General features: G+C 59.7%; 15 protein-coding genes and 1 pseudogene. 8 read left to right on the forward strand and 8 right to left on the reverse strand.

Annotation, left to right across the window (positions count from 1 at the left end):
* Both FHT97_RS26715 and FHT97_RS26720 read right to left on the reverse strand, forming a co-directional pair.
* Nucleotides 1–597: pseudogene (locus tag FHT97_RS26715) on the reverse strand (conjugal transfer protein TraA); the annotation flags it as partial.
* Complete coding sequence (locus FHT97_RS26720) at nt 597–1,064, reverse strand: mobilization protein (RefSeq protein ID WP_183864742.1); 468 nt, start codon at nt 1,062–1,064, stop codon at nt 597–599. The gene FHT97_RS26720 and the pseudogene FHT97_RS26715, both read right to left, overlap by 1 nt.
* A gap of 383 nt (nt 1,065–1,447) precedes the next feature.
* Here FHT97_RS26720 and FHT97_RS26725 point away from each other — a divergent pair, with 383 nt between their 5' ends.
* On the forward strand, nt 1,448–2,158 hold the full coding sequence (locus FHT97_RS26725) for a ParA family protein (protein ID WP_183864743.1): 711 nt from the start codon (nt 1,448–1,450) through the stop codon (nt 2,156–2,158).
* Complete coding sequence (locus FHT97_RS31170) at nt 2,155–2,574, forward strand: hypothetical protein (RefSeq protein WP_183864744.1); 420 nt, start codon at nt 2,155–2,157, stop codon at nt 2,572–2,574. The genes FHT97_RS26725 and FHT97_RS31170 overlap by 4 nt, the downstream gene beginning before the upstream one ends.
* A 63-nt stretch (nt 2,575–2,637) precedes the next feature.
* Here FHT97_RS31170 and FHT97_RS26735 read toward each other — a convergent pair whose 3' ends face one another.
* From FHT97_RS26735 to FHT97_RS26755, 5 genes are all read right to left on the reverse strand, one after another.
* A complete protein-coding gene (locus FHT97_RS26735; protein WP_183758205.1) occupies nt 2,638–2,802 on the reverse strand; it encodes a hypothetical protein in 165 nt (54 codons plus the stop codon).
* Between the two features lie 569 nt (nt 2,803–3,371).
* Nucleotides 3,372–3,683 carry a DUF736 domain-containing protein gene (locus tag FHT97_RS26740; protein WP_183758202.1) on the reverse strand — a complete coding sequence of 104 codons (312 nt, stop codon included), beginning with the start codon at nt 3,681–3,683 and terminating at the stop codon, nt 3,372–3,374.
* Between the two features lie 769 nt (nt 3,684–4,452).
* Entirely contained in the window at nt 4,453–5,478 is a 1,026-nt protein-coding gene (locus FHT97_RS26745; RefSeq protein WP_183864745.1) for an ABC transporter permease, read from the reverse strand.
* A gap of 39 nt (nt 5,479–5,517) precedes the next feature.
* Complete coding sequence (locus tag FHT97_RS26750) at nt 5,518–7,065, reverse strand: sugar ABC transporter ATP-binding protein (protein ID WP_183758198.1); 1,548 nt, start codon at nt 7,063–7,065, stop codon at nt 5,518–5,520.
* 67 nt (nt 7,066–7,132) lie between these two features.
* A complete protein-coding gene (locus tag FHT97_RS26755) occupies nt 7,133–8,095 on the reverse strand; it encodes a sugar-binding protein (RefSeq protein ID WP_183758196.1) in 963 nt (320 codons plus the stop codon).
* Nucleotides 8,096–8,515: 420 nt separating this feature from the next.
* Between FHT97_RS26755 and FHT97_RS26760 the strand changes: the two genes are divergently transcribed.
* The 6 genes from FHT97_RS26760 (at nt 8,516) to FHT97_RS26790 (ending at nt 12,371) form a co-directional block, all read left to right on the forward strand.
* Nucleotides 8,516–8,824, forward strand: a complete 309-nt coding sequence (locus tag FHT97_RS26760) for a metalloregulator ArsR/SmtB family transcription factor (protein ID WP_183758194.1) — start codon at nt 8,516–8,518, stop codon at nt 8,822–8,824.
* Nucleotides 8,825–9,035: 211 nt separating this feature from the next.
* The gene (locus FHT97_RS26765) at nt 9,036–9,398 is read left to right on the forward strand and encodes a transposase (protein ID WP_183759291.1); all 363 of its coding nucleotides are present in this window, start codon (nt 9,036–9,038) and stop codon (nt 9,396–9,398) included.
* Complete coding sequence (tnpB, locus tag FHT97_RS26770; RefSeq protein WP_012478058.1) at nt 9,395–9,742, forward strand: IS66 family insertion sequence element accessory protein TnpB; 348 nt, start codon at nt 9,395–9,397, stop codon at nt 9,740–9,742. The genes FHT97_RS26765 and tnpB overlap by 4 nt, the downstream gene beginning before the upstream one ends.
* A 72-nt stretch (nt 9,743–9,814) precedes the next feature.
* Nucleotides 9,815–11,380 carry an IS66 family transposase gene (locus FHT97_RS26775; protein ID WP_183759292.1) on the forward strand — a complete coding sequence of 522 codons (1,566 nt, stop codon included), beginning with the start codon at nt 9,815–9,817 and terminating at the stop codon, nt 11,378–11,380.
* Nucleotides 11,380–11,685: a hypothetical protein gene (locus FHT97_RS31655; RefSeq protein ID WP_037138382.1), complete on the forward strand. Its 306-nt coding sequence runs from the start codon at nt 11,380–11,382 to the stop codon at nt 11,683–11,685. The genes FHT97_RS26775 and FHT97_RS31655 overlap by 1 nt, the downstream gene beginning before the upstream one ends.
* Before the next feature lie 353 nt (nt 11,686–12,038).
* The gene (locus tag FHT97_RS26790; RefSeq protein ID WP_183758192.1) at nt 12,039–12,371 is read left to right on the forward strand and encodes a hypothetical protein; all 333 of its coding nucleotides are present in this window, start codon (nt 12,039–12,041) and stop codon (nt 12,369–12,371) included.
* Here FHT97_RS26790 and FHT97_RS26795 read toward each other — a convergent pair.
* Nucleotides 12,366–12,704, reverse strand: coding sequence for a DUF2147 domain-containing protein (locus FHT97_RS26795; protein ID WP_183758190.1), 339 nt, complete (start codon nt 12,702–12,704; stop codon nt 12,366–12,368). The two genes, FHT97_RS26790 and FHT97_RS26795, sit on opposite strands and share 6 nt — an antisense overlap.
* Nucleotides 12,705–12,826 lie beyond the last annotated feature (122 nt).

Here is a 12,826-nt window from a genome sequence, read left to right on the forward strand (position 1 = left end):
CACCACACCGTCGATGCGGTACTGTCCCTGCCGCTCGGTGACCGCAAAGGCGAAGGACCGGTCGCCGAGCGCCGACGTCACAATATCCCCCGCCCTGGTATTCAGCGCTCGGCCCTCGCCGGGCTGGCTGGCGACGTCGATGCGGAAGGAGGCGATGTCGCGGCTTTCGGCGCGATTGCCCATCAAGTCAGCCCAGTCGTCCACAAGGGCGGTGAGCGCCTCGCGACCCAGCATTGTATCGCCTGCCTGGTTCTCCATCACAAGCTCGCCATTGCGCGAGATGTAGCTTGCCATCGCCCCCAGACGCCCGCCTCCGGCAAACGATGCCATCTTCACCACCGCGGGCTGGCTGCCGCTGGCAAGGGCTGTAAAGCGCGTCGCCATTGGCCGCGGCGCCGGTGCATGTCGCCCCATGCCAGGATAACCGCTGGCTCGCACCGTCATCCCGCGGCGGACACGGCTGCCGTCCTCAGCGAGGCTGCGCCGGCGAGGCTGTTCATCGTCGGTTGCGCGCTTCCTGCCAGCCAGGCGCTCGTGCAGATAGGCGGCTCTGCGCTGCTCCCATTCCTCGGTAAAGGCGCCGAGAAAGATCTCCATCAGCCATCCCTCCTGATCGTGCGTCCCGGTCGGGCGGCAAGCCGATGCAGCTCCAGCATCAGCCCGGCAATGAGCGGCTGCAGCTCGCCAAGCGCAGCGACAATCTCGGGCGATCGTTTGTCCTGCCTTGAGAGCCGGACCAGACTGTTGAGGTTTACGCCGATTGCCCTGAGGTCACGGTGAAGGAGCTCGAAGACGGCGCGGTCCTCCTCGGTGAGCAACGGCAGGATGTCGGCGCCATCCAGTGTCAGCGACCGGATGAAGGCCGACAGCGTCATGCCAGCTTGCCTGGCTGCATCCTCAGCCGCACTCCATTCGGAGGCGGCAAAGCGAGCATGCACGACACGGTCCTTGCGCTGCCGCAAGGCGCCTGCCGCCGATGTTGCCTGCCTGACGTGAGCCACTGGTGTAACCCTGATCGAACAGCCGCAGGCGCCATCGACGGCCCGTCCGTCGATCGTCAGCAAATTTGTATCACAAATTTGCGTATCCTGCCAAACCAATATAGACTGTTTTGGTTCGCATTTGCAACCCGTCACTGGATGCATACCCAGAGCGCGAGGCTAGCCGGCGTATTGGGAAAAGTCTTATCTCGCCATCACACCACCATGTCGTGTGAACACACGATAGTTCGATGTAGCAAGAAAGTATTACGCTATGACATAGGCATAGCCTGCTTTCACATTCTGTGGACACGTGTCCACATCTTACCGTCGTGAGCCATGCCCGATCGGTGGGTGCCCACGATGGGGCAGATTGTCCACATCGCAGGGTCAAAAACGACAGGCTGGACGAAACGCAAAGACGAACTATAATGGTTCATATTCTGCGATATCTGGCGGAGCTGACGATGTCCCTGATCTATGCAGTGGTAAGCAACAAGGGTGGCGCTGGGAAGACGACCTTGGCGACACTTCTGGCCGGGGAGTATGCGCTTGACGGGCGGCGTGTCCTGATGGTCGATGCCGATGGCCGCCAGAATCTCGCCGGCTGGTGGAAGCTGTGTCACGCCAAAGGCAACGTTCCTGGCAATATCGAGGTTACCATCGCGGCCACCCGCAAGGCGGTTGCTGAGACCATAGATCGATACCGCGATGCCTTTGATGTGATCCTGGTTGACGCCGCAGGGGTCGACAGTGTGCTGCAGACGACAATCATCCGATCCTCCGACGTGGTGTTGTCGCCGGTCCAGCCAGGCATCAAGGAGATCGAGGCAGCAGGGCAGACGGTCGCCGAGGTCAATGACATCAACGACCGCTATGGGCTGTCTGTCATCCACATGAACGTTCGCACCCGAATTACCCTGCCTGGCCGAAGCCTTGCAGCCTACCGCTTCATTCGTCCTTTCGTCGCTGGCCTCATCGAGGCGAACTATCAGACCATGCTGCTGCAGACGGAGCTGTTCGAGCGCAACGTCTACCGTGACATCCAGAACGGTCTTGGCACGCTGCAGATGCAGGAACTGACCGAAAGCGTGCGCAAGGCGCGCCTTGAGGTAAAGGCCCTGGTTGAGGAGATCGAGCTGCGGCGGGTGGCGGCATCAGATGAGGTGGCAGCGTGAGCAAGGACACAATCGACATTGAGCAGTTCTCGCTTGCACCGCGTCGCGAGCCGGAAGCCAGGCGAACCCTGGTGGATGCGAAGCGCAGTGTCGAGGCGGCAGATAATCGCAGCGCTCCGCTGACAAACACGGCGAAATCCTTGCCGCCGCAGGCAACGGAAACGTTGTTACCTCGGCTCCCTGAAGAGGAGCGGCGCGGCCGCGCTGCAAAACGTGGCAGCGAACAGCAGGAGGCTGCACGGCGGCTGAAGAACCTGAAGCGGGCAAAGGACCGGGCAGTCCGCTTCTACGTCAACGTGCCGCTGGAGCAGGCGGTGAAGGAGAGGTTGATGCGGGCGGCCCATGAGAACGACGTGAAGATGACCGCGATCCTGCAGGCGGCCATCGACATCTATCTGCAAGACAATGGCTATTGAGAGACAGCATCGAAGGCTGCCGGTCGATCCGGCGCGCTTCGATCTGCAACGGGCAAAGCTGCCTCAGAACGGCGGCTCCGGCTCGATGCGGCCGTCGAGTTCGGCCCAGATGACTTCGCGTTCGGCAAGCGCCAGTTGGAGTTCGGCTTCGATCGCCTTGCGCTCCAGAAGCGTTTCGGCATTGCGGGCCTCGGCGCGCAGTTCTTCGATGTGCTGGTCGATGGTCATCCTCGTCTCCGTGACTGATGTGACAGATGACGGCGGCAGGCAGGGCGGGGAGAGACAGGTCAAGGCGCGCATGCGACCGGCAGAGCCGGCGTGCGGAGGAACCAATTTTGTCGCAGCGTAGTGCAGCGAAGCGAAGAGAAAATCGGAGGGGCCGTGCGGCCTTGAGCTGGCTTTGCCCACCCTGCACACTGGCCCGGTCTGAGCTGACAGTTTTAGCTCTCGTGTGGCACCAGTTTTTCCCTTGCGTCCGGGTGCCAAGAGTGCTGCCGTGACGAGATGCCGCCGCTGCCGCGGCAAGGCTAGGGTTGGGATGGCCATCCGCATGCGTTGGGCATGACAGTGATCAAAGCAGTGTGAGGCAAATCAACGAAGCCGTTGTGAGGGAAAAGACGCTTCCAGAGTTTGTGATGGCAACGGCAAAGCACCAGGCAGCCAATCGGCGCGATGCGACGAGCAAGATCGCCGCCGCCAGGAGAGCGACGTTCATGGCGGCAATGCGCTGAGCGGCGCGCTCAACAAGTGACGGGCGAAAGCCCCGCCCGGATCTGGGCGGGGCCTCATTGCGTGGCCTATCTGCGGGCGCTGCGCGACCAGATGAGCTGCAGTCCTTCCTGGCCCTGGACTTCGGCCAGCGTCGCGTAGATCGGTGCTGCAAACGAGGGGTCATCGAGCTTGACCGAGATGTAGTCGCGTTCGCTGTCGCGAGCCTGCTTCAGCCACCCGGCGCCGAACTCGACACCTGAGCAGAGCACCCGGAAGTCCGGAGCATCTTCCGACGAGCGTTCGACGCGAACGATCTTGGCTTTGACATTGAGGTTGAGAGTTTTGATCGTGCCGGTGAAGCCGTCGCTGGAGGCGGTGAAAGAGCCGATCGTTGCCATTGCTGTCTTCCTTCTGTTGATCGGGTCGCGCCCATCGCGTCCTCGATGGCTGTCGATGAGACCGAAGACGGGCGGCGCGCATCTTCAAAGACCGCAACGAAGTGGAGGACGGCCTGGTCGAGGCTTTCTTGTCCGCGCGAGGAATGACGGCCCTGGCCGGCAGGGGAAGAAAACGAGCCGGCCGTTGCGCCATGCCGAACGAGCCGAGCAAGGCGAGGCGGTCTTGGGTCAGACAAGCCTCATCGAGACCGCAGTGGAGCGTCCTGTCAAAACGGGGGACACAGCCAGGCAATCACCGCGAAACGCCCGCACGATGCCGTCTCCGCTCGATCGATCCGGCGACATGTCCTGACCTGGTAGCCTTGTCGCAACGCTCCGCAGACGTTCACGGCCTGCCGGATATTGTCGGTCGTCGGGTCTGCGCGCCAATGGGACAGGATCCGGGCACCACGCGACCGCATCGCCGGTTAGCGCTTGTTGGAGTTTATGCAGGTCGGCGTGGCGCTTTGCCTGGAGCCAGATTGGGCAAAACCGACGTGCCGCGAAGCCTGACGAATTGTCTTCAGCGTGCGGTATGACGAGATTGACGACGTCCTTGAAGGCCGGCAGTTGATGGACAGGCGCTACAGCGCATCCTAACGGTGTATCGATCCTCAGCCCACAAACCCGCACTTCTTGCCGCTAGCAGAAGACAGCGTTGCGCACCATTTTCGGTGTCATGCCCGGTCGTTTCAGATTTATGAAACTCAGTGGCGTCAGTGGCTCGCGCTCACTCCTGACTGGCTATGGCTGTGGTCTTTGCTTCTGCCTGTACGCGGGTTTCGGTTTGCTTGGCTGCCGAGACAAGACGACGTTGCGCGCGAATGGCGTGCCATTGCTGGTCGATCAGGACACCAATCAGGATGACCCCGCCCATGACGGCAAAATTCAATGACGACGGGATGCCGAGGAGGTTCACCAGGTTTTGCAATTCCTGGAGGAGGATCGTGCCGAGCACTACCCCAATGATGGATCCCTCGCCGCCACGGAGTGAAAAACCACCTAGCACCGCCGCTGCGATCGCATAGAGTTCATAGAATTGACCATGGCTGGCCGGTGAGATCGAGCGCGTGTACATGGCGAAGTAGATGGCGGACAGGGCGGTGAGCAAACCGCAGATGACGTAGGCCGCCATGATCATCCGGTCGGTCCGGATGCCGGAGTAGCGGGCAGCTTCCTCGTTTTTCCCGATTGCATAGAGGTAACGACCAAACACCGACCGGTGTAGCACCACCCACATCACAACGGCGATGACGACAAGCGCAATGAAGGTGTTTGGCACGCCGTAGAACCGACCGGCCGTGAGGAATTCAAGTTCAGGGAAATTCTGGCCGAACGCAAATCCCGCTGTTCCGTCGGCGGTGTAGAAGCGCGCGGCACCGCGGTAGATCAGAAGACCGCAGAGTGTGACGACGAAGGGCTGCAGGTTCAACCGGGTGATGAGCCAGCCATGAATCGCCCCGATGACTGCCCCGAGCGCCAGGATGAGCGGAAGGGCGAGGGTCGGGGACATGTCCTGTACAGCGATGAAATCGATGAACAGCACACCGAGGAGCGCCACCAGCGACCCCACGGAGAGTTCGATGCCGCCGGTGATGATCACGAAGGCCTGACCAATCGACAGGATGCCGAAAAGCCCGATGAGATTTGATGTATTCGCAAGATTGATGGGTAGCAGGAAGCGTGGATTTATGATCGCGACGACGATGCCCACGACGATGATCAGCAGCAGAAGTCCGAGGTCTTTTTTTGTCATCGCGTTTCCGTTCCGATGCCTGTTCCGTAGGTCGCGGCCCTATTTTAGCCGTTTGCCGACGGCAAGCAAAAGCACGCTTTCCTGGCTTATCTCCTGATCGTCCAGTATGCCGGCGATCTGGCCCTCGTGCATGACGGCGATCCGGTCGGAGACGCCGATCACCTCTTCCATGTCGCTCGATATCATCAGGATCGCGACGCCGGTGTCCGCAAGTGCTCGCATCAGGCCATAGATTTCGTTCTTGGCGCCAATATCGATGCCGCGTGTAGGCTCGTCAAAAATCATGACCTTCGGGCTCATCGACAGCCATTTGGCGAGAACAACCTTCTGCTGGTTGCCGCCGGACAGAGTGCCTGTCCGCGCCGAAACGGAGGGCGCCTTGATGCCGAGGCGGGCACGCTGCTTTTCGGCCGCGGTCCTTTCTCGGTCGGTGGAAACCATGAAGTTCGTGGCAAGGGCGGGGAGATTGGCGAGCGTTATGTTTGCTGCGATCGGGAGGTCGAGAAGGATCCCGTTGCGTTTGCGATCCTCGGGCACCAGGAAGATACCGTTTTCAACGGCGTCTCGCGCGCTGTTAATGGCGATTTGCTTGTCATCCTGCAAGACCGCTCCGCCATAGCTTCGGTCAATGCCGAATAGCACTCGCGCCAGTTCGGTGCGGCCCGATCCGACGAGCCCTGCAAGCCCGAGAATTTCGCCGTAGCGTATTTCGAGATCGACGGGCCGGCCAGGATAGGCGCCAGTCCGAACCATGCTTGCCTTTAACGCGACCGAGCCAGGCGATCGCCTTGGCTTTGCCGTTCGTGCCGCCAGGACGCGGCCGATCATCAGCTTGACCATCTGGTCATGACCAATATCTGCTCTGGCAAGTGTGCCGACCAGCATGCCATCGCGCAGCACGATAACCCGGTCAGCGACGCGCTCGACTTCGTGAAGTCGGTGCGAAATGAAGATGACGCTGATGCCATCCGCCTTGAGCAGATTAATAATGCTCAAGAGACGCTCGGTTTCGGCCAGAGGGAGGCTCGAGGTCGGTTCGTCGAAAATAACAAGTCTGGCGTTGATGGAGAGCGCCTTGGCAATCTCGACCATCTGCTGTTCGGCAAGTGAAAGGGAAGCGACCGGTGTATCGGGCGTGAAATGCGCCCCTACCCGCTTCAGAAGCGGCTTGACCATGTCCCTCAACCGGTTCCGGTCAACGAGCCTGAAGGGACCTGCCTTGAGTGGTTCACGACCGAGGAAGACATTGGCAGCGACGTCGAGATTCTCGAACAGATTGAGTTCCTGATGCACGAAGGCGATGCCCGAGGCAATGCTCGTTTCGACGCTGAGCGAATGCCGTTCGACCCCGTCGAGCAGCATTGTACCCCGATCGGGTGCGATCACACCCCCGAGGATCTTCATCAGGGTCGACTTCCCCGCACCGTTCTCGCCGACGAGGCCGATGACCTCGCCGGGGAAAATGTCGATCGACAGTCCGTCGAGAGCGACCACACCCGGATAGGTTTTTCCGATGCCGGAAAGGGTGAGAAACGGCTTCTCCGGAAGTGGTGGTGGTATGTCGTGGTTGTTTGCGGACCGGTCCATGCTGCTATGCCACTGGCTTGGGACATCGTTCGCGGCAGCGATTTCGCATCGCTGCCGCGAAGGAGATCTACTTTCCTGCCATGGCCTTCAGGTTAGCGGCATAAGCATCGACGTCGTCCTTCCCGACGATCACGGTCGGAATGATGATGAGCTTGTTCTCCGGTATCCCTGACTTGTCGCCCTTGAGGTAGGAGGCCATCAGCTTCATGCCTTGGTAGGCCCACTCGAACGGCTGCTGCACGACAGTCGCGGCGACCGTACCTTCCTTGACGCCCCCAAGTGTGATCGGGTCGTCGTCAAAGCCAACGACAGTGATCTGGCCAAGTTTGCCCGCATCACGCAGGGCCTCGTAAATCCTAGGCGTGTTATACGAGTAGAAGCCGACCATGCAGGTGACGTCGGGGCTCGCAACAAGAGCATCCTCGACATTCTTCTTTGCGCGGGTTTGATCGATATCGTCACCGCGCACGTCGGTCAGCTCAATCTTTGTTCCTTTCAAGCCGTCCTTCATGCCCTGGATGCGCTCCTTGGCGTTGTCAGCTCCAAGAAGGCCCACGAAACCGATGCACTTGCCGCCGTCCGGCATCGCCTTCTTGGCAATCTCGGCCGCCTGCTTGCCGGCGTCGATATTGGAAGAGCCGATATAGGCAACGCGATTGGTTTGCGGTGCGTCGCTGTCTGTGGTGAACAGCGCGGTCTGCGAGCCGATCTTGTTCAGCCCATCAGTCGAGGTCTTTGGATCCACGGCAGAAACCATGATCCCCTTGACGCCCGCACTGACAAGATCGTCCATCAGGCGCTGCTGCACGGCAACGGATGCCTGCTCAGGATATTTCAGTTCCATCGTGTAATCAGGCATTTCCGCCTGCGCCTTCTTGACGCCTGCCTCGGCTGCCTTCCAGAAATCGGAGGCGCCGTTGACCACGAAGGCAAGCGTAGGCTTGTCGGCAGCATGGGATGACGTGACCGACGCGACGCTCAGCATCAGTCCTGCAATGAACAGGGCAGCATTAGTCTTCATAGGCTTCATAGTACACCTCCCGAGGGGGCCACCGGTGCGTGTGCCCGTTTTGCGACTGGCGGCCGGATGCATGCGCCTCCTCCAAGGCGTCGCGAGCGCGACCAATGCATCGTTCCGGTCGTCCTTGCTGACGGTATACGAGTTTCTTGATTAGTAAATAGTAATATTAATTGGATTTTCAGATTTCTTCAAAGCGATCAAAGCGTTCGTACAGCCCACCGCCCGACCTGTCCAAAATGGTCGTCGCTGCCTCCAAATCCGCCAATTGTGCTTCCCGCCGCCCGTTTCCTTGTCTGCCGAGGACCACCGAGGATTCGCTCTGTCACCTCTCTGTGGCATTCCGTCGCTGCCGTTTGCAAATGCTCGCGGGCGCGCCAATTGCTGAATTCCAAAGCCGCGCCAAGCGCGCTTTAAGACGACGGATCGAGGATGTCAGATCAAGCCATAGTCGACTGCTTTAGTATCCACGAGGCAGTCCAGTTCCTGAGACACATGTCCCATCAGACGAGAATGCGAATCCTGTGCGCGCTCGCAGGCGGAGAGCGCAGCGTTGGGGAATTGCAGGACGCGCTCGACATGCCTCAGGCTGCAGTATCTCAGCAATTGGCGAAGCTGCGATCGGGAGGCATCGTTACGGAACGACGGACGGGACGCCAGGTCTACTACCGGGTTCTGCATTCCGAGACGATCGACCTGCTTTATGTGCTCTCAGGCATGTTTCCTTCTCGTGACGAATAGGTAGTCCAGGGCGTCCCGACTGGCCGGCCGCGCGCCTGCCGGTTTGTCGGTCGTCCCGATCCTGTGTCTCGAGGTCGGTTTCGTTCCGTTGTCTTGTTGGTCCAATCGTGAGCGTCCGGTGAGCTGTTTTTGCTGATCGGGCAAATCAGGCGATGTTCTGGCATTCGAACCAGCATTAATGCTGACATTAATACCAGAACAAAGAGGTTTCATGGCTCGCATAGAGATCATGTCCGGTACCGAGCGCAGACGGCGTTGGTCGGACGAGGCGAAGCTGAGGATACTGGCGGAAGCTGATGAGCCCGGTGCTCGCATTGGTGACGTGGCTCGCCGGCACGACATTCATCCGGGCCAGATCCGATTATGGCGGCAATCATTCAGCTATGCCGATCGGCCGACGGTGTTCCTCCCGGTGGAAATCACCGAGGAGGTTGGCGTAAGCCAGCCGACTACGGCGGCAACGAGGCCGGCGATCGTGGAGATCTTGCTTCGAAACGGTCGGCGCTTGAAGGTTCCGGCTGACGTCGAGTTGAAGCTGCTTGGTCCGCTGGTCGCTTGCGTGGAGGCGGCATGATCGGGCCATCGGGGAACGTGCGGGTCTATCTGGCCTGTGGGGTGACCGATATGCGGCGTGGCATTGATGGTTTGTCCGCGCTGGTGGAGACGGTGGTGAAGGAGGCGCCGGGCTCGGGCGCGATCTTCGGCTTCCGCGGAAAGCGCGCTGATCGGATCAAGCTTCTTTGGTGGGATGGCCAGGGATTCTGCCTGTTCTACAAGATTTTGGAGCGCGGATACTTTCCCTGGCCGACGGCGAAAGAGGGCGTCGCGCACCTGACTCAGGCGCAGCTTTCCATGCTCGTGGAAGGGATCGACTGGCGTCGGCCGGCATGGACTTCGGCTCCTGGCCGAACGGGATAAAAGCTATATTTTGCAGGGACATCCGAGGCATAACGCTGGTGCATCAGAGGCAAATCGGCTAGATTTGCGGGTATGGAAACAGCGCCGCTGGACAGTCAGGACGAGCTCACTGCTTTGCGCGCACTGGTCGCCGAACAGGCGGCGAAGCTTGAGAGCCAGGAAGCCGAGGTCATCAAGCGTGACTCCATAATCGGGCTTCTTCGCGCACAACTGGAGCTGCTCCGACATCGGCAGCATGGCGCCTCTTCGGAAAAGATCGACCGGAAGATAGAGCAGTTCGAACTGATGCTGGAGGAGATTGAGGCCTCCCGTGCCGAGGCTGAACTGCGCTCCGGCAAAACTCCTCTGCCAGAGTTGGACGACGCATCCGAGAAGCCGAAGCGCAAGCCCTTGCCCGATGGTCTCGCCACCGAAGAACTTGTCTATGCGGCTCCCTGCAATTGCCCGACTTGCGGTGGCACCTCGTTCCTGAAGGCGGCCGACAGGGTGGTCCAGGTGTTGGAGCACGTGCCGGCGTCGGTCAAGATTGTCCGGCATATCGAAAAGCGCATGATCTGCAGGGAATGCGATACGACGGTGGCTGGCGAGATGCCGACCTTGCCGATCGAGCGCGGCAAACCCGGGCCGGGACTGCTCGCCCATATCATGATCGCCAAATTCGACGATCACATCCCCCTCTATCGCCTCTCCGAGATGTACGACCGGTTGGGGATAGACATCTCCCGATCCGTGATGGCCGACTGGGTCGGCCGCGTGTCTGCTTTGCTGACGCCACTCGTCTTGTTGATCAGGGCCCATATCGCAGCACTCGACCGAATACATACGGACGATACCCCGGTCGATGTTCTCGACCCCGGGCGGGGGAAGACAAAAACCGGCAGGGTCTGGGTCTACGTCTTTGACGGCAGTGGCTATCAATCCGCCACTCCTGCAGCCATCGGCTATTACTACAGCCCTGACCGCAAGGGCGCGCATCCGGCTGACCACCTGGCAAGCTTCAGCGGCGTCATGCATGCAGATGGCTACGGGGGTTACAAGAAACTCTACGGCAACCAGATCATCGAAGCTGCCTGCATGGCGCATGTGCGCCGCAAGTTCCATGATGTGATCAAGCTGAAGCCGTCGCCGATCGCTGATGAAGGGCTGTCGCGCATCGGCGCTCTCTACGATATCGAGAACCGTATCCGAGGGATGTCGGCTGACGATCGGCGCACCCTGCGCCAACACCATGCCCGACCAGTTCTGGACGATCTCAAGGCCTGGATCGAAACCACGCTCTCGACTTTGCCACAGAAACAGAGGCTGGCCGAGGCGATGCGATACGCCCTGTCGCGATGGGCAGCCTTGAGCGTCTACATCGATGATGGCCGTGTCGAAATCGACAACAACATCGCTGAACGAGCCATGCGTCCACTCGGAATCGGAAGGAAAAACTGGCTTTTTGCCGGCTCGGACAAGGGCGGTGAGCGCATCGCCAACATTCTGACCATCATCGAGACGGTCAAACTGCAAGGCCATAATCCGGAGGTCTATCTGACAGATGTCCTGACCCGGATCCAGGATCATCCCAAGGATCGACTTGAAGATCTGTTGCCCTGGAACTGGACGCCGGCAAACGGTCGGTGCGAGGCTGCCTGATGGCTTGCTCAAGGTTCATCTACACGCTCAACCAAGTCGCCGGCATGGTAGGCGAGAACCTCGAACTGATCGAGGAAATCACCGCGAACTCGGACAACATCTCCGAGGGCGAACTGGTTTACGTAAGTGATGGCAGTGAAGATGGCACGAAGGGCCTGACCGAGAATGGCATCGAAGAACTTCAAAGCCTACTCGCCGACATCAGGACCTGGGACGGCGGTATCCGCGAGTTCCTCATCGACACACAATGCGATCCCGACATGATCGACCGTGTCATGGCCGATGAGATGAAACGGGGCCAATAGCTCTCGACACTTGAAAATGCCTTCGCCGGACGCTCACGTCCAATCAGGTCCCTGGTCTTCCTTTTGATCCTTGCAGCAAGGCACCGGCATCAGGTCACCGGACGGCACGATGGACGCCTCGCTGCATCTGCGATGGCGCAACTGCATCAATCTTCATCACCTTCGCGATCGCGCCTATAAAACAGGCGGCATGCGCATTTGGGATAATGCCGACCGTTTTCCGGCAGGCGCAACATCGCACATTTCGACTACGGAAACCCGTAATGGGCTTTCCAGACGTCTCCGGAGCCCTTTGAGAGCCGGTTGGCACGAAGAATGCATGGCGAAATCAGGTGTAATGTCAGGAGGGAAAAATGACCCCTTTGATTACCGATATCGTCAGCGCCACTGGAAAGCTTGAAGCAGCAATTCTGGATATTACCGATGCAGGCCCGGCCACCATTGATCGCTCGAAGTCAATGAGAGCCAAGGCAAAACTTCTTCCACAGGTGCTGGTGAAGCATTATCCGGAACTCTCATGGATCGAGCGGGAGTTGCGGGGCGTTTTCGAAGCCTGCTCGGACGCGATCGACCGCAAGACGGTCAATCCCGTGGTGGCAAGGGCGGCAATATCCATTGCGGAAGAATACCGCCAGGTCATCGGCGCCATGAAAGACACGAGGGCGTTGTCGCGTCGCCTGTCATAGCCGTGTCCAGATGAGGGAGACGCAGATCACCTTCAAGGTGCAACCTCGCATATGCACCGTATCCCCGGTTTGCGTCAGCACGCCGTTGAAGGTTTTCCGACTCTCGGGCTCGACAATGCTTCCGGTGAAGTTGCCGTTACTGCCGCGGAAGGACCCGATCCGCTTGCCAGCGTTGTTTCCGGTTTTCATCGTGATGCAGTAACCTTGGGCGCATTCGTCAATGGCGGCGGTGGTACCGACTTGTGTCTTCCAGGTTCCGACGACAGGCTCTTGAGCCAAAACACTGGAGGCCACAAGCGTCAGCGACGCCGTGATCAAACCCAGCCGTTTCATGGTTCGCTCCCTCTCTGATGACCAGCTAGGGCCGCTTCCGGCCTAAGGCGGTGGAGTATACGCTTTCAGGGCGCTCTGCTCCAGCGTTCCTTGGCCTGGTGTCTCCATCTGCCCGGGACAGG

Origin of the sequence: Rhizobium sp. BK399, from assembly GCF_014194695.1 — a bacterium.
Taxonomy (GTDB): Bacteria; Pseudomonadota; Alphaproteobacteria; order Rhizobiales; family Rhizobiaceae; genus Rhizobium.